General features: G+C 56.9%; 20 protein-coding genes and 2 tRNA genes. 9 read left to right on the top strand and 13 right to left on the bottom strand.

Features of this window, described 5'->3' with window-relative positions; all coding sequences use genetic code 11:
* Positions 1 to 886 precede the first annotated feature (886 nt).
* The 6 genes from PHF39_RS01865 to PHF39_RS01840 all read right to left on the bottom strand — a co-directional run bounded on the left by PHF39_RS01865 (position 887) and on the right by PHF39_RS01840 (position 4529).
* Entirely contained in the window at positions 887 to 1123 is a 237-nt protein-coding gene (locus PHF39_RS01865; protein WP_300219577.1) for a type II toxin-antitoxin system HicA family toxin, read from the bottom strand.
* Between the two features lies 1 nt (position 1124).
* Positions 1125 to 1340, bottom strand: a complete 216-nt coding sequence (locus PHF39_RS01860; protein WP_300219575.1) for a type II toxin-antitoxin system HicB family antitoxin — start codon at positions 1338 to 1340, stop codon at positions 1125 to 1127.
* Between the two features lie 74 nt (positions 1341 to 1414).
* Positions 1415 to 2596, bottom strand: a complete 1182-nt coding sequence (locus tag PHF39_RS01855) for a bifunctional 5,6,7,8-tetrahydromethanopterin hydro-lyase/3-hexulose-6-phosphate synthase (RefSeq protein WP_300219573.1) — start codon at positions 2594 to 2596, stop codon at positions 1415 to 1417.
* 182 nt (positions 2597 to 2778) lie between these two features.
* On the bottom strand, positions 2779 to 3342 hold the full coding sequence (locus PHF39_RS01850) for a manganese efflux pump MntP family protein (RefSeq protein WP_300219572.1): 564 nt from the start codon (positions 3340 to 3342) through the stop codon (positions 2779 to 2781).
* 69 nt (positions 3343 to 3411) lie between these two features.
* The gene (locus PHF39_RS01845; RefSeq protein WP_300219571.1) at positions 3412 to 4203 is read right to left on the bottom strand and encodes a PhzF family phenazine biosynthesis protein; all 792 of its coding nucleotides are present in this window, start codon (positions 4201 to 4203) and stop codon (positions 3412 to 3414) included.
* A gap of 156 nt (positions 4204 to 4359) precedes the next feature.
* Positions 4360 to 4529, bottom strand: a tRNA-Trp gene (locus PHF39_RS01840).
* A gap of 159 nt (positions 4530 to 4688) precedes the next feature.
* Between PHF39_RS01840 and PHF39_RS01835 the strand changes: the two genes are divergently transcribed.
* Both PHF39_RS01835 and PHF39_RS01830 read left to right on the top strand, forming a co-directional pair.
* Complete coding sequence (locus PHF39_RS01835; protein ID WP_300219569.1) at positions 4689 to 6389, top strand: AMP-binding protein; 1701 nt, start codon at positions 4689 to 4691, stop codon at positions 6387 to 6389.
* A gap of 116 nt (positions 6390 to 6505) precedes the next feature.
* Entirely contained in the window at positions 6506 to 6931 is a 426-nt protein-coding gene (locus tag PHF39_RS01830) for an FxLYD domain-containing protein (protein WP_300219567.1), read from the top strand.
* 230 nt (positions 6932 to 7161) lie between these two features.
* Here the strand turns inward: PHF39_RS01830 and PHF39_RS01825 are convergent, their stop codons facing one another.
* The 5 genes from PHF39_RS01825 to PHF39_RS01805 all read right to left on the bottom strand — a co-directional run bounded on the left by PHF39_RS01825 (position 7162) and on the right by PHF39_RS01805 (position 11006).
* Positions 7162 to 7287: a hypothetical protein gene (locus PHF39_RS01825; RefSeq protein WP_300219565.1), complete on the bottom strand. Its 126-nt coding sequence runs from the start codon at positions 7285 to 7287 to the stop codon at positions 7162 to 7164.
* Positions 7288 to 7358: 71 nt separating this feature from the next.
* Positions 7359 to 7574 carry a DUF3006 domain-containing protein gene (locus PHF39_RS01820; RefSeq protein WP_300219563.1) on the bottom strand — a complete coding sequence of 72 codons (216 nt, stop codon included), beginning with the start codon at positions 7572 to 7574 and terminating at the stop codon, positions 7359 to 7361.
* A complete protein-coding gene (locus PHF39_RS01815) occupies positions 7571 to 8980 on the bottom strand; it encodes a lamin tail domain-containing protein (protein WP_300219561.1) in 1410 nt (469 codons plus the stop codon). The genes PHF39_RS01820 and PHF39_RS01815 overlap by 4 nt, the downstream gene beginning before the upstream one ends.
* Positions 8981 to 8988: 8 nt before the next feature.
* Positions 8989 to 10314, bottom strand: coding sequence for an amidohydrolase (locus PHF39_RS01810; RefSeq protein ID WP_300219559.1), 1326 nt, complete (start codon positions 10312 to 10314; stop codon positions 8989 to 8991).
* 17 nt (positions 10315 to 10331) lie between these two features.
* Entirely contained in the window at positions 10332 to 11006 is a 675-nt protein-coding gene (locus PHF39_RS01805; protein ID WP_300219557.1) for an MTAP family purine nucleoside phosphorylase, read from the bottom strand.
* 195 nt (positions 11007 to 11201) lie between these two features.
* On the opposite strand from PHF39_RS01805, the gene PHF39_RS01800 reads away from it, so the two are divergent.
* From PHF39_RS01800 to PHF39_RS01770, 7 genes are all read left to right on the top strand, one after another.
* Positions 11202 to 11273, top strand: a tRNA-Ala gene (locus tag PHF39_RS01800).
* A gap of 217 nt (positions 11274 to 11490) precedes the next feature.
* Positions 11491 to 12804, top strand: coding sequence for a hybrid sensor histidine kinase/response regulator (locus tag PHF39_RS01795; RefSeq protein ID WP_300219555.1), 1314 nt, complete (start codon positions 11491 to 11493; stop codon positions 12802 to 12804).
* 132 nt (positions 12805 to 12936) lie between these two features.
* Complete coding sequence (locus PHF39_RS01790) at positions 12937 to 13566, top strand: DUF47 family protein (RefSeq protein WP_300219554.1); 630 nt, start codon at positions 12937 to 12939, stop codon at positions 13564 to 13566.
* A gap of 5 nt (positions 13567 to 13571) precedes the next feature.
* Positions 13572 to 14753 carry an inorganic phosphate transporter gene (locus PHF39_RS01785; RefSeq protein WP_300219552.1) on the top strand — a complete coding sequence of 394 codons (1182 nt, stop codon included), beginning with the start codon at positions 13572 to 13574 and terminating at the stop codon, positions 14751 to 14753.
* A gap of 59 nt (positions 14754 to 14812) precedes the next feature.
* Positions 14813 to 15442 carry a DUF47 family protein gene (locus PHF39_RS01780; protein WP_300219550.1) on the top strand — a complete coding sequence of 210 codons (630 nt, stop codon included), beginning with the start codon at positions 14813 to 14815 and terminating at the stop codon, positions 15440 to 15442.
* A gap of 32 nt (positions 15443 to 15474) precedes the next feature.
* Positions 15475 to 16506, top strand: coding sequence for an inorganic phosphate transporter (locus PHF39_RS01775; RefSeq protein WP_300219548.1), 1032 nt, complete (start codon positions 15475 to 15477; stop codon positions 16504 to 16506).
* 151 nt (positions 16507 to 16657) lie between these two features.
* Positions 16658 to 17689, top strand: a complete 1032-nt coding sequence (locus tag PHF39_RS01770) for an inorganic phosphate transporter (protein WP_300219547.1) — start codon at positions 16658 to 16660, stop codon at positions 17687 to 17689.
* A 489-nt stretch (positions 17690 to 18178) separates the two neighbouring features.
* Here PHF39_RS01770 and phoU read toward each other — a convergent pair whose 3' ends face one another.
* Both phoU and pstB read right to left on the bottom strand, forming a co-directional pair.
* Complete coding sequence (gene phoU, locus PHF39_RS01765; protein ID WP_300219545.1) at positions 18179 to 18829, bottom strand: phosphate signaling complex protein PhoU; 651 nt, start codon at positions 18827 to 18829, stop codon at positions 18179 to 18181.
* Positions 18830 to 18836: 7 nt separating this feature from the next.
* The gene (gene pstB, locus PHF39_RS01760; protein WP_300219543.1) at positions 18837 to 19598 is read right to left on the bottom strand and encodes a phosphate ABC transporter ATP-binding protein PstB; all 762 of its coding nucleotides are present in this window, start codon (positions 19596 to 19598) and stop codon (positions 18837 to 18839) included.
* Between the last annotated feature and the right edge of the window lies 1 nt (position 19599).

Below are 19599 nucleotides of genomic sequence, written 5' to 3'. Positions count from 1 at the left end.
GGCCGGACGATCTTTTATTTGTCTCCTTACTAGTTGAGCACACATCTTGGTATGGAGACAATGTACCTTAGATCTTTTGGTCATTCGCCGTTCTCTTTTCTCTCGTTCAAAGCATTTCTACAGAGCACAATTTTTCAAACGCGATCACGATTGCGATTGATTTGCTGATCCGGATCAACCGGACCCTGTTCACATTTTTTTGAGCGACCCCTTATCAAAAAATTTTCAGCAGACCCTGCCTGCGAAATGTTAACTGGATCTGTATGAACGGAAAACCTGCATGGTGCATCATCGACGAGGAGACTTCCGGATTTTCGTGCAGACCCTGTGCAATTTTTTCCGGGCAGTCCTTGCTCAAAATTTTTGCAGCAGACCCTGCTTGAATTTTTTTGCCGGACCCTGCTCACAATTTTTCAAACGCGATCACGATTGCGATTGAGAATGTGTTTTGGATCAATCAGACTTTGATTGAATATTTTTTGCCGGACTATAGGTATGAACTGTAAAGCTCACGCAAACGATGCGATGCCCTACGCGCAAAAGGTCTGCCGACTACTCGAAGAGTGTTGATACACACTTCTCGCAGTTCATGTTTGAAAACCTTCACCGGCTCGAAGAACACTCTGGCGTTCATCTCATGTCTCGACTATGATGAGTCTCGACATTGCGCAACTCACTTACCTGTCCGAGAACTTGCGGACAGGCCGTTGCCCGACGAGGGAGCGACGACCCCCCGAGCGACCGCTAGGCGGGGGGAGGGATCTCAAATATTACTCCGGGTTTTCGACCATCACTTCACGGGGAAGATTAACGCGGGAAAATGTTATGGTGAATAGCTGGTGCGACAGGTAATGGAGAACTGAATTCGCGGGTTCCGCACTCAACATCAGATCTTTTCGAATGCCTCAATGAAAGCTTCCCGGGAAATCCCCACATGCATGCAGATTGTCCGCAAGGTTGATCCCTTGATTGTCTCGTGATTCGGGATCGTCATCGGAATCTTTGTTCCATCCGGGTTCATGCGTTCGAGTGCAATATGGTTACCCATCCGGATAACAGAAAAACCGAGAGAATTGAACGTCTGGAGTACCTTCTGTTTCGGGACATCGTGAGGGAATTTCATTTCAGATGACGACCTCGGCCAGCCGTGCATCTACGATATCGTCATCGGAAAATGCATTCTTGCCAAAGGTCTCGATATGGAACCGGATCGCGGAGGTGATATCTGCCACTGCATCTTCATACGTGTCGCCTTCGCCAACAACAACACCCTTCATCCCGACAGGATACGCCACAAAGCCATCCGGGTGTTTCTCGACAATGATCTTGAATGGTTGCATGAATGTCTCCCGTCTTTGTATTTTATAGGCACCGGGAAATAATAAGGAGATCGTTTGGAAAAAAGATTGCGGATTTAGAAATCCGTCATAACCCTGAACTGGTCGATCTCATCACGGTTGAGCTGCTCCAGGAACTCATCAGCTGCATGGCCGATGTCCTTGCTCGCAGTGATGGCACGGCCGACCACGAGGATATCGGCGCCGGACTTCAGCGCTTCCTTCACGACATCGACGCGGATACCGCCGGCGGTTGCGACCAGCAGCTTGCCGCCTGCCGCCTTCTTGATGGCCGGGATGTCGCCCCAGGCATGGGCGGTCTCTTCCACATCGATTGCACGGTGGAGCTCCACGATGTCGGGCTTGACCTTTAAGCTCGCGATCAGTTTTACCGGGTTCGTGACGTTCAGCATGTCGATGATCGAGTAGATGCCGACCTTCCGTGCCTCCGAGATCGCCTTTTCGATGGTGGAGGTGGGGGCAAGGCCCGAGACCACGACCGCGTCGGCCGTTGCATCGGCTGCCATGCGGGCCTCGAGATTGCCGGTGTCGAGGATCTTCATGTCCGCGATGATGAACGCGTTCGGGCGGAGTTTCCGTATCTCGCCAAGCACCGAGAGGCCGAACTTCTTGATGAGCGGGGTCCCGGCCTCGATGATCACGTGGTCGTTGTCGGGAACGCTCTTCAAGACCTGGGCTACCTTGCCCATGTCAACAAGGTCCATTGCCACCTGCAGGTAGGGCGGGTCCCAGAGCCGGGTGACCTTGAAACCCATGACGGCGTGGGCCGCACGGTCCTTCTCGAAGACAAGCGTCTTGGTGTCCGGGAACTTCTCGAGCGCACGGTGGATCGCAAGCTTGGTTGCGCCGTAGTTGTAGCGGTAGATCTTGTTGTAGTCCTTTGCATCCGGGTGAACAAAGGCCGAGCAGATGATGACGGTGTTCTCGATATCGACACCGGCAAAGGCGTTCTCCTCAACGCAGTCGGCAACTGCCTTCGCAACCGCTGCCTGCACCGGGCCGAACATCTCGTTGACCTGGTCCATGTCCTTTAAGGTTACCTTTGGGATGATGACGGTCGCGGGCTTGGTCAAAAGATTCGGGCGTACAACGGCAAGGAGAGGGGTGTGCCCCTGGGAAAGCTGCGAGATCGCGTTTGCGAACGCGTTCCCGACCGGGCCTTCCTTGTCTCCCATGAGGAGGTCGATGTGCGCCAGTTCCGCGCCATCGCCAATGAGTGCTTCTCCGACAAGATACATGAAATTCTCCGTGTTATTCAATTATGTTACGCCAATCTATGATAAGGTTACGAGCCGGGCTCTGAGTCGTGGGAACGATCGCACCGTCCCGCACACATTTTGGTACAATACATGAGGCCCGTGCCGGCATCAAAGAGGCACTGGGGCTCCGACTCGTTGCAGGCGACTGGCCGTTGCCGGATCTATCCTGCGATCATGTGCGAGAGAAGGATGTTCAGCCCGATCACGATCAGGATAAGGCCACCCGCGATCTCGACCCGTTTCCCGAGAACGGACTTGAGCTGCATTCCCGATAAAACACCGGCACAGGAAAAAATGAAGGCCACGATCCCAATGATGAGAGCGGGAATAAGCACATCCATGTGGAGAACTGCAAAGGACACACCCACCGCGAGCGCATCGATGCTTGTTGCAAAAGAGAGAACCATCACCGGAACAAAGGCGAGGGTGCTGATCTTCTCTTCCTCTTCCCCGGTTTCCAGCCCTTCATGGATCATCTTTGCGCCAATGACCGCGAGCAGGATGAACGCCACCCAGTGATCGAACCCGGCAATAAGAACCGTTAATCCGGTGCCGGCAGCCCATCCAACCAGCGTCATGCCGGCCTGGAAACTCCCAAAGCAGAACGCGATGATGAGCGCTGTTTTCAAAAGATTTGCCTTTGTCGATGTCCCGATGGCAAGAGAGACTGCCAGGCAGTCCATTGCAAGCGCGATGCCAATGAGAACGGGGGTGACGAGGTCCATGGTTTGTTAATTGTTCGAGCCGGGGGGAAATAAGGGCACTGGACGCTCCACGATTATTCAGATGAACGATTATACGAGGAGTTTTCCCGAGAAGACCTGCACCGCATTGCTCGAGAGGATGACACGGTCGCCCGCAAGTCTCACTCGTACCGATCCTCCCCGTACTGAGCACTGGAACCCGGTCATCTCCGTCTTGTTCAGCTTCTCCCCCCAGTAGGGCGCAAGACAGCAGTGGGCCGAGCCGGTCACCGGGTCTTCGGGCACGCCAACGGCCGGCGCAAAGAACCGCGAGACAAAGTCGAAGTGCGGCAGATCGGATACCGCCGTAACAATGATGCCCCGGGCCTTGATGAGAGCAAGTGCCTCCATGTCCGGTTCCAGGCTGCATACATCATCGGCAAGGGGGAGCTCGACAAGGATGTCGAACCGGTTCCGGCCGGTGTAGAGCGGCTCGATCCCAAGCGCCTGCCCGAGCCCGGGGATCGCCATGGAGGTCTTCGGGGATTCGGCCGGGAAGTCCATGCTGATCCAGTCGCCGTCCTTTCGGGCTGTCAGCCTGCCGGAGAGCGTTTCGAAAACGATCTCCCGATCTTCTGGAACGCGGCGGGTCTCGTAGAGAACTGACGCTGCCGCAAGTGTTGCATGCCCGCACAGCTCGATCTCCTTTGCGGGTGTGAACCACCGCAGCCGCCAGCCCTGCCCCTCAGGGGAGAGGAACGCGGTCTCGGAGTGCTTCAGCTCGGCGGCCACCTGCTGCATCCATGTATCGTCAGCCGGGCCGTCCGGGATACAGACGCCCGCCGTGTTCCCGCGGAACGGTGAACTCGTGAAGGCGTCAACGAGGTGCAGTTCTGCTTCCATGGAAGAGAGGTTGCGTGCCGGGAAAGATAAACGATCGGACTGAACGCAGTGAAGAAATCCGGGAAGAGATCCGGAAAACCGGAAAAGCAGCTCTGATATATGGGAACTATATGGGAACTCATGAGTCCCGATCGAAGAAAATCTTAAGAGAAAACGTGGGGTTGGTGAGATTTGAACTCACGATCGACGGGTCTCTCCGACATGCGCATCAGTGCTCCAACGGGTCATCATCTTGTTATCAGTAGACCCATTGTTCATCATCTGCGAGCACGAAGAACGCAAAGACCGCTGGAGCCCGTCGCCATACCGGGCTAGGCCACAACCCCTTACACCAGCAGGGACGGTATTCCCGTGCTGACTCAATACAATCGCATTGCAGAAACTTAAGAGTTTTGTTCCCGTGCAGGCCCGGACATGACGGCAGGTGCACCACTTCCGCCACGGATCATCACGCATATAAAATCCCATGCCCCAGTACTGGTGCAATGGTCGAGGGCAGTTATACGTGCGGAACATCAGCAGTCCCCCTGCTGGGCATGACCATCGGCGAGATGGTCGACAGTATTGCAGCAAAATACCCGGACACGGATGCGGTCGTGTCGATGCACCAGGATATCCGGTGGACCTACAAAGAGTTCCTTCAGCAGGTGGACACCGTGGCCCGGGCACTGATGGGCCTTGGCGTGGAGAAGGGCAACCGCGTGGGCATCTGGGCTATGAACTATGCCGAGTGGGTGGTTGTCCAGTTCGCCACCTCCAAGATCGGTGCCATCATGGTGAACATCAACCCGGCGTACCGGACGTACGAGCTCGAGTACGTGCTCAAGCAGGCCGAGATCCAGACCCTGATCATCCAGGGCAGGTTCAAGACCTCGGACTACGTGGGCATGTTCTACGAGGCGTGCCCCGAGGCGTACGAATGTAAGCCCGGCAAGATCGCAAGCGAGAAGTTCCCGTTCCTAAAACACGCGATCTTCCTTGGTGATATCCCGTATAACGGCATGTTCACGTGGGGAGATTTCCTGAAAAAATCCGAGGAGATCTCTGTTGACGAGCTGAAGGAGCGGGGTGAGGGGCTTACCTTTGACGATCCCATCAACATCCAGTACACGAGCGGCACCACAGGGTTCCCGAAAGGTGTTGTCCTGACGCACCACAATGTCCTCAACAATGGCTATATCATTGGCGAAGGCATGGGCTTCTCAGAAAAGGACCGGCTCTGCATCCCGGTCCCGTTCTACCACTGCTTTGGCATGGTGCTCTCCAACCTCGCGTGCGTAACCCACGGTACGACCATGGTCCTGCCCGTACCAGCATTCGATGCCGAGGAGGTCTTAAAGACTGTCGAGAAGGAGCACTGCACGGCTCTCCACGGCGTCCCGACCATGTTCATCGCCGAGCTCGCCCACCCGAACTTCGCGAAGTACGACCTCCGCTCCCTCCGGACCGGCATCATGGCCGGTTCTCCCTGCCCCATTGAAGTGATGAAAGAAGTCAACACCCGGATGAATATGAGCGAGATCGTGATCGTGTACGGCCAGACCGAGACTGCTCCCGGCGTCACCATGACCACGACAAAGGACCCGCTAGACCGCCGGGTCACGACCGTTGGCCGGGCATTCCCGCACACAGAGCTCAAGATCATCGACCCCAATACCGGCAAGATCGTCCCCACGGGAGCGATTGGCGAGATCTGCGCACGGGGCTACTGCGTGATGAAGTGCTATTACAACAATCCCGCGGCCACCCACGCAACGCTCGACAAGGACCGTTGGAACCATACAGGCGATCTCGGCACCATGGACGATGAGGGATATTTCAAGATCGTTGGCCGGCTCAAGGACATGGTGATCCGGGGCGGCGAGAACATCTATCCCCGCGAGATCGAGGAGTTCCTGCACCACCACGAGAAGATCTCCGATGTCTACATCACAGGGGTGCCGGATATCAAGTACGGTGAGGAACTCTGCGCCTGGGTAAAGATGAAGCCCGGCCAGACCATGACCGAGCAGGAGGTCAAGGACTATTGCAAAGGGAAGATCGCCCGGTACAAGATCCCGCGGTACGTGCTCTTCGTCCAGGAGTTCCCGATCACGATCTCCGGCAAGATCCAGAAATTCAAGATGCGCGAAGAGTCGATCAAGGTGCTCGGTCTCGAAGAGGCGGCCCAGATCAAGACCGCGTAATCTCTTTCCTTTTTTGTTGTTTTTTCTTGAGGAATGTATCGCGATTCCGGTATCTTCCCTGCACCACCCACTGCTCCGCAAAGCCTTTGATGTGAGACAACGACATCGTGCATGCTATGAAAGCCCATCGTCTCATACCTGTTGCGGCCCTTCTGCTCCTCTCCCTTGTCATGGTCTTCTTTTCGGGGTGCACAACCGCCTCCCCTGACGCATCCACATCGGGAACGCAGGCCACGATGCCGGCGAACCTGAACGCAAAGGACTGCTTCTTCCGGACCGATGACTCTGCGCACAGCATGAACTACGGGGACATACGCGAGATCACGATCACCGGCCATGTCAGCAACATCTGCAGCGTTCCGATGGACAAGCTCACGGTACGGGCAACATTCTATGACACTGCCGGGAAACGTCTCGCCTCAGCTGACGGGTATGCCGGACGCGTCGGCTTCCATGAGACCGTGCCATTCACGCTTACAGCAGATATTCCATCGGACGCCGGAGCGTTCAGGTATACCCTGGAACCGGTATTTCTCCGGTAACCGGTACGGACACTCTCCCTTTTAGCGCACGCGGTAGCCGGAATAGTCCATCTGCGCCGCAATTGTTTCCAGCACCTCCATTCCGACGATCCTTAATAACAAACACGATCTTCATGGGAAATCTCTCCGGGATAATGAAAAATGGATCAGTGGACGCCGAACCATACAATATAGGATGTCGGGATCATGATGACGAGGAGCACGATCAGGATCTTGTACCCGCAGGTCTCTCAGATGCCGAGAAACGAGGGATTCTTCTCAGGATCGTACGATCCCGAACAGATGCGGTATGCCCGGGATGTCTCATCGTGCCCCGGGTGATCGTGGTGTTCGAATGCCTCATGATGGCGGGTCATAGTACCGTCATTTATCGGTAAACAGGTAAAACGCTGTCGGATTCCGGAGCTCGGGCATCCTGTTTTTGAGATCAGGATCGCTTCCTGAGCTTCTCCACCAGGCCGGAGACCCGGGCCTTTGCCGCGACAGTTGCTTCTTCATCCCGCTCCAGCATGACTGTGATCACGTCCCCCTCCTGGCAGCCCGGGGGGAGGAGCGAGACCGGGATGCTGATGTGCCGGGTACCGTCTTCACGGTCGATAAGGACCGCAATCTCTTCTTCGATCCGGTCTATCGTTGCCTTCATGCCCCTGCCTCGCCTGCCCGCGTATCGATGACCGTCCCGGCTCCATCCCGCAGGATCGCGAGGTCGCCGCTGTTGCCCCAGAGGGGGGATGACCTGCCCATGTAGAGCGCCGTGTCGTTCATGCTGCCGCTCCCGGAAAAGACCGTGACGGACGATGACGGGAGAAGGAGGACGGCCGGGAAGGTATATGTGCCCGAGCCGGTTTTGTCAGAGAGCGTCCAGCCGGCGATCAGGACTGCATCGTCTCCGCGGTTTCCAACCGTAACCCATTCGCCGTTCAGGTTCAGGCGGTCGTCGCCCGGTGCATCGAACTGGACCCTGCTGATATATACGCCGGAGGCATTGCCGAACTGGACCGGGGGAAACGTTACCGGTATTGTCACATTTGCAGGGATGGACGATGCGATGCCTGCTATATCGAGGGAGATCGTGGGCAGGGGTGTTGCCGCGCTGCTGGTTGCGGAGGCCGCGGGCGTTGCCGTGACTGTTTCGTGCCAGAAGCCCGCATCACCTTTTTCTGTCGTAACCGAGATTGTCTCTCCATTGCTCTCCACGCGGATCGTCCCGTCCGTGTCCGTGCGGAAGACCATGGGGCCTGCAGCCTTCAGCCGTTCGAGCGTCTCCTTGTGGGGATGCCCGTAATCATTTCCTTTCCCCAGTGACAGGATGGCAACCTGTGGGTTAACACGGGAGAGGAACGCCGCAGAGCTTGCACCGGAACTCCCGTGGTGACCGACCTTCAGCACCTGTGCGCCCAGCGGGTAGCCGGATTTCACCAGTGCCTCCTCCGCGGGAATCGTCGCATCACCCGTATAAAGCAGGTTCACGGTGCCGTACGAGACCCGGAGGACGATGCTGTTGGTGTTGAGATCGTCGCCAGTCCGCTCTCTGGGAGGCGAGAGCACGAGGAGGCGGAGCGCGGGATCGATACCGATGGTCTGACCTCGTTCTGCAACAATATAGGGGATCTGTTTCCGGTCAATCGTTACCAGGAACTTCTCGTACAGGGACGATGAGGAGGGGAGACCGGAATCGAGGACCTTTCCAACCTCGAAATGTGCGAGTACGTCCTCCATCCCGCCGATATGGTCGGCGTGCGGGTGCGTTGCCACGAAGAGATCGATCTTCCTGACGCCAAGATCCTGCAGGGCATGGACAACCGTGTCGCCCTGGTCCGTGTCACCGGCATCGATCAGGATCACCGTATCCCGGAAGAGAATGACCGACGAGTCGCCCTGCCCGACATCCAGGAAATACGCTTTGAGGTCGCCCGTGGTGTTCTGGTTGAGAACCGGACCGGAGTGTGTGCCGGAGGAGCCGGTGCACCCGGCAAGAAGGAGAGCGAGAACAAGAATGAGGGTGAGGCAGGCACCGGCCCGCAGCGGAGACAGAGAAGATACCCTCATAGGCTTCCTTATCCTGATTGTGCCCGTGCAACAAGGGCAACAGCTGCTTCCGCTGCCCCGTTCAGCACATATGCCTCATCGGGGATACCGCGGTCGAGCATCAGTACGCGGCCATTGCAGATGGTGGTCTCGACCGAGCCGCCGTTTGTGGAATAGACAAGGTTCGAGATCGCATTGTGGAGAGGGATGTTGCAGGCATCGCGGTTGCTGACAAGGATGATGTCCGCCGGTGCACCGGCCACGATCTTTCCGGTCGGAAGACCGAGCGCCTTTGCGCCGTTTGCCGAGACCATGGCAAGAGCCTCCGGCGCCGGAAGCACTGTGGGATTGTTCCAGAAAAATTTCTGGAGAAGGGCTGCCACCTTCATCTCCTCGAACATGTCGAGGTTGTTGTTCGAGGCGCACCCGTCCGTGCCCAGGCAGGGATTCGCACCGGCTTCCTTCAGGGCAGTGTACGGCATGGCCCGGTTGGTTGCTAGCTTCATGTTGCTGACCGGATTATGGGCAGCCGAGACGCCGCGCTTCCCGAGAAGAGTGCACTCCGCCTCATCCAGCCAGCAGCAGTGGGCGGCAACGGTGCGGGGAGTCAGGATGCCGCAGGCATCGAGGTGGGCTGCAGGGCGCATTCCGTGGGCCGCAACGCAGTCAGTCACCTCCTTCTCGGTCTCGGACAGGTGGATGTGGATGCCGATCTTCTGTTCCCGTGCAAACTCGGCGCACCACTTCAGACCTTCAGGGGAGACCGTGTAGATCGCGTGCGGCCCGGCAGCCGCGGTGATCCGGGGATTGTTCCGGGAACGGATATGGGATACGAGGTTCTCGGTGGCCTTGCACTCGGCCTCGCGTTTCTCCGCATTGAAGAGGTCGATGAACCCGTACGAGAGAACTGCGCGGATACCGGTCTCGTCAACAGCCTTTGCTGCCTGGTCCATCATGAAGTACATATCGTTGAACGCGGTGGTACCGGAACGGATCATCTCGATGCAGGCAAGTTTCGTCCCCCAGTAGATGTCCTCGGGTTTCAGGTGGGCTTCAAGCGGCCAGATCTTCTGGGAGAGCCAGTCCTGCAGGATCATGTCATCGGCATAGCCCCGCAGGAGGGTCATTGCCGCATGGGTGTGCGTGTTGACAAGCCCCGGGAGGACAAGCGCCCCGTTCCCGTCGATCTGGAAGTCCTCCTCTCCTTTCCACTCCTTTCCCGCCATCTCCCCGATGGATGTGATGATCCCCTTCTCGTTGATAATGATGTCCACTTTCTTCCCGTCGACGACAACATTTGTTATCATCAGGGAGTGATTCTTCCCGAATATCCCGTCCATGTCATCTGAAGTCATAATTCTTCCCGCTCCATTCAGCTCAAATGCTTAATTATCGTGTTCAAAATCTCTTCTGTCCTGTCCTTGTGCTGTCGGGAAACACTGACCATATGCTCGTACGTCAGGACTTCCGTTCCAAGGCCGTTCGCATAGTTCTCTATGGTGCAGAGTGCCGCAAACTCAATCCCCAGTTCGCGGGCAAGGGTAGCTTCGGATGCGACCGTCATGCCGACAACATCTGCGATCTTCGCGAGCGCTTCCACCTCCGCCACCGTCTCGATCCGCGGCCCCCGCGTCTGGACATAAATCCCCCCGTACCGTGCTGACGGGACAAGGTCTTTGAGTTTTTTTGCCAGACGTTCCGAGAGCTCGGGGCGGACGTGCTCGATTGCATGGTCATGGATGGAGGGGATGTCCGTCATGCTCACGTAGTCCGTAGGGATTAGGAGCGAGCCGGGCACGATCTCCTGCTTCAGCGAACCCGATGACCCGAATGCCACGATATCGGTGACGCCGGCAATGGCCATGGCCGCAAGGTTGGCCCGGTAGGTTATCCGGTGCGGGGGCCGGTTGTTCTGGTGGCGCATCAGCATCACAAGGTCCTTCCCGCAGAGTAGTTCTGCGGTGCCAAACGGCGTTGGCACGATCTTTTTCTTTAAGCTTGGGAGGGTTGAGAAGAGCAGGCTCGTGCCCCCGATGATCCCGAGCATCAGGCCCTCCGGGGAGGGGCAATGGGTGATGGAACAGTGGTAACTGCCATGGAATCCTTCCTTGGTGAGAAAGGTTGGCGGGGATGCACTAATACATACCGTATTCCGGACTCGGAATATTTGCGGGCCGAACGGCCCGGGCGGCAGGTTGACTCACCAATTCTTTTATCCAATGCCAACTTAGTAGATAGGAGCGGGCCGGTAGATCAGTGGTAGATCGCTTCCTTGGCATGGAAGAGGCCGCGGGTTCAATTCCCGCCCGGTCCATTCTCTCCCGTAAACTCTCCATTTCACCCGATTTTTGGTAATTATGCAGATATTCTCCCGGTCTTTTACCTCATTCCCGCAGATTACTCCGGGATCGATTTCGGAATGCATAAGAGAGGTCACGGCGAAACAGTCTCATCAGGTGCACCTCATTCCCGGTACGGGAGCTTTTTGGTGCAGCACAGTACCGTGGAATAGCGTGAGGTGAATCGGAAAGATGGCAGGGCAAAACAGGTTCTTCGGCAGGCGGATCATTGTCGTTGAAGACAGCCGCACCCAGGCTGAGTACCTCTGCCACCTCCTGGAACTGGAGGGCGCCACGGTCATGGCAGCGGCCACGGGAGATAATGCGCTGGCAGAAATCCGTAAAAACCCACCGGATATCGTACTCACCGATATTGTGATGCCGGGGATGGACGGGTACGAACTCTGCCATGCGATCAAGTCGGATCCCCGCACCTCCGGGATCCCGGTGATTCTTGTCACCCAGCTCCACGATCCTTCAGATGTCCTGATGGGGCTCGGTGCCGGGGCAGAGAACTTCATTGTCAAACCTTTCGAGCCGGAGCAGGTCTACAACCGCATCGTTGCCGCCCTTGCTGCCGCAGGAAGACCCGACCCGGACGGTCAGCCGGAGGCATTTGAGTATATCCTGGACGGGCAGGCGCACACGATCAATTTCAGCCGTTCGCGGATCCTCGACATCCTCCTCTCCACGTACGAGTTCGCCGTCAGGAAGAACAACGAGCTGCAGGATGCTCATGAACGGGTGACCGCGTTGAACGAGGAACTGATGGCGGCAGTCGAGGACCTCCAGCTGGCAAACCGGAACCTCTCAAAGGAGAATGCCGAGCGTGGACGGGTCGAACGGGCGCTTGCTGATGCCAACCGGAAACTCAACCTCATGACAAGCGTTACCCGGCATGATATCAACAACCAGATCCTCGTGCTCCAGGCTTTCATCGAGCTTTCGGAGATGGAAATCCATAACGAAAAAGTCCTCGATTATATCAGGAGGGCGAAGGCTGCCGCACGGACGATCCAGCGGCAGATCGCGTTCACCAAGCAGTACGAGGACATTGGCGTGAAGGCCCCCCAATGGCAGGACCTTGCCGAAGTTGTCGACCAGCTCCGGCAGGCCCTTGCCGACCAGTCCATCGTGCTTGAAACCCGCAATCTCCAGTATGAGGTCTATGCCGATCCGCTCTTCTCCCGGGTCTTCGAAAACCTTGCCGACAACTCCCTCCGCCATGGCAAAAAAGTTCGGAGGATCACCGTATCCGCTGAACGGACCTCTGATGGAGGGCTGCTCGTGGTGTACGAGGACGATGGCGCGGGGGTGAGCGAGGACGAAAAGACATTGATCTTCCAGAAAGGATTCGGCAAGAACACCGGCCTTGGTCTCTTCCTTTCACGGGAGATCCTCGAAATCACCAGGATCTCGATCCGGGAGAACGGGCTGCCCGACAGGGGTGCGACATTTGAGATCGCGATCCCGCCAGAAAGCGTGAGAACCGTCGGTTCACGGTGATTTCCCAGGTCCTGAAGTGCAAGGTACACCTGACATCTGCACATATTCCCTGCAACGGGCCGCTTCCGGCACCCGGCCATGCCTGCGTACATACTTTTTTATAGGAGCGCAGAGAGGGTACGACCGGAGATTATGCGCATCCGTGACCTGATCCTGCCGGAAGACAAGGTCTTTTTCACGCTCTTTTTGGAGATGGCCGAAAAGATCGGCGAGGCCGCCGCGACCTTCAACGAGATCACGCACGAACTTCCGGGCGGAACCGAGAAAGCCCACAAGGTCCGCCAGATCGAGCACCACGGCGACGAGATCACCCGGAAGATCTTCGAGCAGCTGGACGAGTCGCTGATCACCCCGCTCGAACCTGAGGAGATCGCACGCCTTGCCCCGGTGTTCGACGATGTCCTCGACCGTCTCGACTGGGTCACCCACCAGCTCTGCAACTACGAGATCCCGGCAACAAACGAGGTGCTCAAGGAGTACTCCTACCTGATCCTGCTTGCGAGCACCGAGATCGAGCATGCAGTAAAAAGTCTCTCCACGCTGAAGAATGCCGAGGGTGTCAGGACCCATACCACCGAGATCAGCCGGCTCTACAATATCTCGACAGAGCTTCTCTCGCGGGCTATCCCCGAGCTCTTCAAGACACAGGACCTCCTGATGATCATCAAGCTCAAGGATATCTACGAGGGCATGGCAAAAGTCATGGAGAAGTGCAATGATGTCGGCCATGTCATGCACGACATCGCCATGGCCCACGCGTGACCGTCATGGAACCGATCGTTCTTTTTGGCATCATCCTGGCCCTTGCCCTCAACTTCGTCAACGGGCTCAATGATGCCTCACACTCCATTGCAACGGTTGTTGCAACAAAAGCGCTCTCCCCGTTCAAAGCGGTCATCTATACCGGGCTCTGCAATATCGCCGGGCCGTTTGTCTTCACGACAGCGGTCGCAGCCACCATCGGGACGGCCATCGTCCATGCAGACGGGCTTACCCCGCTCTCGATCGTGGTCGCCATGGGTGCAGCGATCATCCTCGTCTTCGTTGCCACCCGGTCCGGCATCCCCATCTCAAGCAGCCACGCCATGGTCGGGGGACTTCTCGGCGCCGGCATTGCGGTCATGGGACCCGCTGCCGTTCTCCTGCCATCAGTGCTCGAAATTGAGGAGGTCATTGGTGCAGCCCTTGTCGGGGGTGCGGCCGGGACAGTCCTCCTTGGCCTCTTTGTCGCATCCTTCCACGAGAATGTGCGGCTCGGCGCCCTGCTCGGGGCAATCTGCGGGGCAGCCCTGATCATTCCGGTCCTGATGCTGCTTGGGCTCATCAAGATCTCAGGGCTCCTTGCCATCGTCCTCTTCATCTTCATCTCCCCTATTATCGGAATAACAGGAGCATTCTTCTTTGACCTCCTTATCGTCCACCTGTTCCGGCACTCCCGCCGGAACCGGATGAAGCGGGTCTTCCAGCCGTTCCACGTCCTTGCCTGCCTCGTCCAGGCCACTGCCCATGGCGGTAATGACGGCCAGCATGCGGTGGGAGTCATCACGGCCCTGCTCGTCTCCTCCGGAATCCTCATGAGTTTTGAGGTCCCCCTCTGGGTGGTCCTGACGTCCGCCGTCGCGATCGGCCTTGGAACCTTCTTCGGTGGCTGGCAGGTCGTCGACAAGATGGCAAAGGAGATCACGAAGATCCGACCGTACCAGGGATTCTGTGCGGCAACCGCGAGCAGCGCCATCCTTGTTTCGGTCACCCATGCGGGCATCCCTGTCTCGTCAACACACGCGATCAACGGGGCGATCATCGGGGTGGGTGCGACACGGGGGAAAAGCGCAGTCCAGTGGCAGGTTGTCCGGGAGATGATGACCGCATGGATCATCACGATACCGCTCGCGCTGGCGATTGCTTGGGCCGGATACTTCGTTGTCGTGTTTGTCACCGGGCTTTTATAGGACACGGCCCGTTTCGCTAAATTTTTATCATCTCCGGCCGATTTACCACCGGGTTTGTTATGGGTTTGCGGGAATTGCTGATACCCCAGGACAAGGTTTTTTTCGACCTGTTCGAGAAACAGGCAGGGATCGTGAAGGAGGCTGCATGGCAGCTTGTTGCCCTCACGGAAGATTTCACGAACGTCAAAGAGAAACGCCATGCCATCGAGAAACTGGAGCACAAGGGCGACCTCCTGACGCACGATATCTACAACCAGCTGAACACCACGTTCATCACGCCGCTCGATCCTGAGGAGATCTCCCGGCTTGCCGCGAGTCTTGATGACGTGCTGGACTTCATCGACGGTGCAACAGAGAAGATGCAGTACTATGGTATCGAAGCAGCCGACTCCCACATGGTCGAGCTCGCAAAACTGATCCATATGTCAGCGGTCGAGATCGAGAGTGCGGTCAAGGGTATCCGGTCGATCAAGGACCCCCGCTATGTCGAGGAGCGCTGCATCGAGGTGAACCGGCTCGAGAACCTTGCCGACGATGTGCTCGCCCAGGCGGTTACGGATCTTTTCAGGACAAATGACGCGATCATGATCATCAAGTTCAAGGACATTTACGAGCACCTCGAAACCGCGACTGACCGGTGCGAGGATGTGGCAAACGTCCTGTCCGACATCGCGATCCGTCACTCATGAGACTGTAACGGGAGACGCGAGGTGGCGGCAGAGTGATCGAGGCAACATGGGAACTGATCCTGATCATCATCGGTATTGCACTCATCTTTGACTTCACGAATGGGTTCCACGATTCGGCAAATTCTATATCAACGGTTGTATCCACAAAGGTCCTCACCCCCAGGAAGGCTGTGGTCTTTGCAGCCTTCTTCAACTTCATCGCGGCGTTCGGCTTTGGTGTCGCAGTCGCAAGCACCATCAGCAAGATTATCCACCTCGACATTGTCGAGACCGCGGTTGTCCCCTATATCATTCTCGCTGCGCTTATCGGCGCTATCTCCTGGAACCTGATCACCTGGTTCTTTGGCCTCCCCACCTCTTCATCCCATGCGCTTATCGGGGGGCTCGCCGGTGCCGGTATCTCGGCCGCGGGCCTTGCTGCGATCAAATGGTCAACAGTCGAGATCGTTGTTGCCTTTATGATTCTCTCCCCGATCATCGGCCTTGCCTGCGGGTTTGCATTCATGGCGGCCGTCCTCTGGCTCACAAGGAAATCAAACAAGCAGTCTGCCGAGAAAAATTTCCGGAACCTCCAGCTCGTCTCTGCGGCAGCGAACTGTTTCAGCCACGGGACGAACGATGCCCAGAAGACCATCGGCATCATCCTGCCCCTCCTTTTTGCCATCGGGTATTATGGCGCGTCTGTTGATCCGAACAATCTCCCGGTACCATTCTGGGTCATCATTCTCGCCTATACTGCAATCGCACTCGGGACACTTGCCGGGGGATGGAGGATTGTCAAGACGATGGGTTATAATATTATCAAGATGCGGCCTGTCCACGGTTTTGCCGCCAATGCTGCAAGCGCGTCCACCATCATCGGGGCATCCATTGCCGGTATCCCCGTGAGCACCACCCATGTCATCTGCTCGTCCATCATGGGTGTAGGGACCACCATGGGGTCGAGCTCAGTGAAGTGGGGGATGGCACGGACGATCATGTGGGCATGGATCCTCACGATCCCGATAAGCGCCGTCATAGGATTTGCCGCGTTCGTCCTGATCCGGATCGCAATCGGGTACTAATCTTATTTGGAAAATCCTTTTCATGTTGCACGGATCGCCCCCTTCTCACGCGAGTGCCCGCCCGTTCCGGGAATAGTCCGTCTGGGCCGGAAAGAATTACCCGCTTACCGACAGGTTAACAAGATCTTCACGTGATAAGGGGTACTACGGTATGATCGAAGCTTCGTGGGGCCTGATCATCTTCATTATCGGTGTAGCACTGGTTTTTGACTTCACGAACGGCTTCCACGATTCGCCAAATTCCATATCCACGGTTGTTTCAACCAAGGTCCTCTCCCCCCGAAATGCCGTGGTCTTTGCAGCCTTCTTCAACTTTGTTGCCGCGTTCGGCTTTGGTGTCGCGGTGGCGAGCACCATCAGCAAGATCATCCAGCTGAATGTTGTCGAGACTGCCGCCGTCCCGTACATCATCCTCTGTGCCCTTATCGGCGCCATATCCTGGAACCTGATCACCTGGTTCTTCGGGCTTCCCACCTCATCGTCCCACGCGCTCATTGGTGGGATGACCGGTGCGGGCCTGTCCGCGGCCGGGATTGCTGCGATTAAATGGTCAACGGTCGGGGAGGTTGCCCTCTTCATGGTCGTTTCTCCGCTGATCGGCCTTACCTGCGGATTCCTCTTTATGGCAGCCATCCTCAACATCACGAAGAAGGCAAACAAACTTTCCGCAGAGACCCATTTCAAGCGGCTCCAGCTCTTTTCCGCGGCCGCCTACAGTTTCAGCCATGGCACGAACGATGCGCAGAAGACCATGGGGATCATCGTCCCGCTCCTCTTTTCTATCGGGTACTTCGGGGCAGCTGCCGACCCGAACCATCTCCCCGTCCCGCTCTGGGTGATCCTCATCGCCCATACTGCCATTGCCCTTGGCACGCTCTCGGGCGGCTGGCGGATTGTGAAGACCATGGGATACAAAATCACCAAGCTTCGCCCGGTGCACGGGTTCGCAGCTGAAACTGCCGGGGCATCAACGATCATTGGTGCATCAATTGTCGGAATCCCGGTGAGCACGACCCACATCATCTGCACGTCCATCATGGGGGTCGGGACAACCATGGGGACGAGCACGGTGAAGTGGGGCGTTGCACGGACGATCATGTGGGCGTGGATCCTCACGATCCCAATCAGTGCCCTGATCGGATTTGCTGCGTTTGCAATGATCCGGGTAGTGATAGGGTACTGAACTCCATCGTCACCTTCCGGCAATCCCGGCACTATTGGGCTCTATTCAGACCTCCGTCGAAAAACCTGATGAGTTCCACGAACGATGATCCGATATCCGGAGGTCCGGCACCCCCTCCCGGTTCCTTCAGCCCCACACTTCCCTGACACCCATCCTCCAAATCGATTCAAAAAGCACCAATTAGGCTATTTTTGAAGTCTGAAATGCCCCCAAAATGCACAAAGTAACGCCAATTCGCCATCCGATCCAAAACAGCCCCCTGTAATTCACCAAAAAACGCGAGTTCCCAAAAACCCGTTTTCCAAAATGGCCTCTGATCCGAAAAATAAGCCCAAATTAAAGAGATAATTCCATAGTGCGATTACTCCCGAACAGAGAGTAAGAGCTTGAGAATGTCGAGAGGCATCAGACTTGAGACATGAGAAGAAAGTCTTCGAAGAACGAAGTTCTTCGAGCGAAGAGTCTCTCTGAAATCCCCCCTGCCGCCCTTCAGTGGATCTCCACCCTCTCCCCGGTCTCCATGTACTGGACGTTCTCGGCGATCTTGCAGGCATGGTCGGCGCAGCGTTCTAAGTACCGGGCAACCATGATGTAGTGCGTGCACCGCGAGATGGTCCGCGGGTCCTCCATCATGTAGGTGATCCCCTGCCGGAAGATCGAGTGACGGAGGGCGTCGATGGTGTCGTCGCGGGATGAGAAGGATTCGATGAGCCGGAGATTGTCGGTATCGTAGGCCTCGATCGCGTCGTCTACCATATCGATGACGAGCTCGGCCATGTGAGGGAGGCTCATGAGGTGTGCGATATGCGGGTTGTCGGACAGGTCCCGGACAATGTTTGCGATCACTTTCCCGTAGCGCCCGATGCGGAGCGAGGCGGTAATCACCTTGAGCGTGCACGCGATGATCCGCATGTCCTTTGCCATCGGCTGGTTGAGCGCAATGAGCTGGTAGCAGCGCTCTTCGAGCCGGACTTCCATTTTGTGGATCTCTTCCTTCCTCTCGACAACGGAGACGGCAAGCTCCTCATCCTGCCGGATGAGGGCATCCACGGCATCCCGCAGCATGGACCTCCCGAAGTGTGCCATCTCCACTGCTTCCTTCCTGAGTTCTGATAGTTCCGTGTGGAATTTTTCTGCCATGGTTCACCTACCCGAACCGCCCGGTGATATAATTCTCCGTCAGCTCTTCGGCCGGGTGCTCGAAGATCTGCTTGGTCTTTCCGCACTCGATCAGCTTGCCGAGGTACATGAATCCCGTGTAATCGCTGACCCGCGCTGCCTGCTGCATGTTGTGGGTCACGATGATGACCGTGTAGTCCGCCTTGAGCATCTCGATGAGGTTCTCGATCTTCGCGGTTGCGATCGGGTCGAGCGCCGAGCAGGGTTCATCCATCAGGATCACTTCCGGCTCGACCGCGAGCGTCCGCGCAATACAGAGCCGCTGCTGCTGGCCGCCCGAGAGGCCGAGAGCCGAGTCGTTCAGCCGGTCCTTCACTTCATCCCAGAGTGCGGCATGGCGGAGGCTCTGCTCCACGATCCGGTCGAGCTCGCACGTGTCCCGGACGCCATGGACCCGGGGGCCGTACGCAATGTTGTCGTAGATGGTCTTCGGGAACGGGTTGGGCTTCTGGAAGACCATGCCGACCTTCTTCCGGAGGGTCACGACATCGATGGACGGAGCATGGATGTTCTCGTCATCGAGCGTGATCTCCCCCGCGATCTTCACGTGGTCGATGAGATCGTTCAGCCGGTTGAAGCACCGGAGCAGGGTCGACTTCCCGCAGCCCGAGGGGCCGATCAGGGCGGTGACCCGGTTCTTCGGCACCTTCATCGAGACCGACTCAAGGGCGTGCTTCCCGTTATACCAGAGGTTGAGGTTGTTTGTAGTGATAATTGCGGATTCGGACATG

The organism is Methanoregula sp., from assembly GCF_028712425.1.
Taxonomy (GTDB): Archaea; Halobacteriota; Methanomicrobia; order Methanomicrobiales; family Methanospirillaceae; genus Methanoregula.
The sequence above is the reverse complement of the archived record's forward strand: the minus strand, read 5'-3'. Positions and strand labels throughout refer to the sequence as shown.

Bases quoted from the DNA above. Each gene is read 5' to 3' on its own strand.
- PHF39_RS01780 (WP_300219550.1), top strand. From the start codon at position 14,813: ATGGGTTTGCGGGAATTGCTGATACCCCAGGACAAGGTTTTTTTCGAC.
- PHF39_RS01850 (WP_300219572.1), bottom strand. From the start codon at position 3,342: ATGGACCTCGTCACCCCCGTTCTCATTGGCATCGCGCTTGCAATGGAC.
- PHF39_RS01815 (WP_300219561.1), bottom strand. From the start codon at position 8,980: ATGAGGGTATCTTCTCTGTCTCCGCTGCGGGCCGGTGCCTGCCTCACC.
- PHF39_RS01795 (WP_300219555.1), top strand. From the start codon at position 11,491: ATGGCAGGGCAAAACAGGTTCTTCGGCAGGCGGATCATTGTCGTTGAA.
- PHF39_RS01825 (WP_300219565.1), bottom strand. From the start codon at position 7,287: ATGACCCGCCATCATGAGGCATTCGAACACCACGATCACCCGGGGCAC.
- PHF39_RS01810 (WP_300219559.1), bottom strand. From the start codon at position 10,314: ATGACTTCAGATGACATGGACGGGATATTCGGGAAGAATCACTCCCTG.
- PHF39_RS01820 (WP_300219563.1), bottom strand. From the start codon at position 7,574: ATGAAGGCAACGATAGACCGGATCGAAGAAGAGATTGCGGTCCTTATC.
- PHF39_RS01790 (WP_300219554.1), top strand. From the start codon at position 12,937: ATGCGCATCCGTGACCTGATCCTGCCGGAAGACAAGGTCTTTTTCACG.
- PHF39_RS01845 (WP_300219571.1), bottom strand. From the start codon at position 4,203: ATGGAAGCAGAACTGCACCTCGTTGACGCCTTCACGAGTTCACCGTTC.
- PHF39_RS01855 (WP_300219573.1), bottom strand. From the start codon at position 2,596: ATGTATCTTGTCGGAGAAGCACTCATTGGCGATGGCGCGGAACTGGCG.
- PHF39_RS01835 (WP_300219569.1), top strand. From the start codon at position 4,689: ATGGTCGAGGGCAGTTATACGTGCGGAACATCAGCAGTCCCCCTGCTG.
- PHF39_RS01770 (WP_300219547.1), top strand. From the start codon at position 16,658: ATGATCGAAGCTTCGTGGGGCCTGATCATCTTCATTATCGGTGTAGCA.
- phoU (WP_300219545.1), bottom strand. From the start codon at position 18,829: ATGGCAGAAAAATTCCACACGGAACTATCAGAACTCAGGAAGGAAGCA.
- PHF39_RS01785 (WP_300219552.1), top strand. From the start codon at position 13,572: ATGGAACCGATCGTTCTTTTTGGCATCATCCTGGCCCTTGCCCTCAAC.
- PHF39_RS01865 (WP_300219577.1), bottom strand. From the start codon at position 1,123: ATGAAATTCCCTCACGATGTCCCGAAACAGAAGGTACTCCAGACGTTC.
- PHF39_RS01830 (WP_300219567.1), top strand. From the start codon at position 6,506: ATGAAAGCCCATCGTCTCATACCTGTTGCGGCCCTTCTGCTCCTCTCC.
- PHF39_RS01860 (WP_300219575.1), bottom strand. From the start codon at position 1,340: ATGCAACCATTCAAGATCATTGTCGAGAAACACCCGGATGGCTTTGTG.
- pstB (WP_300219543.1), bottom strand. From the start codon at position 19,598: ATGTCCGAATCCGCAATTATCACTACAAACAACCTCAACCTCTGGTAT.
- PHF39_RS01805 (WP_300219557.1), bottom strand. From the start codon at position 11,006: ATGCTCGGGATCATCGGGGGCACGAGCCTGCTCTTCTCAACCCTCCCA.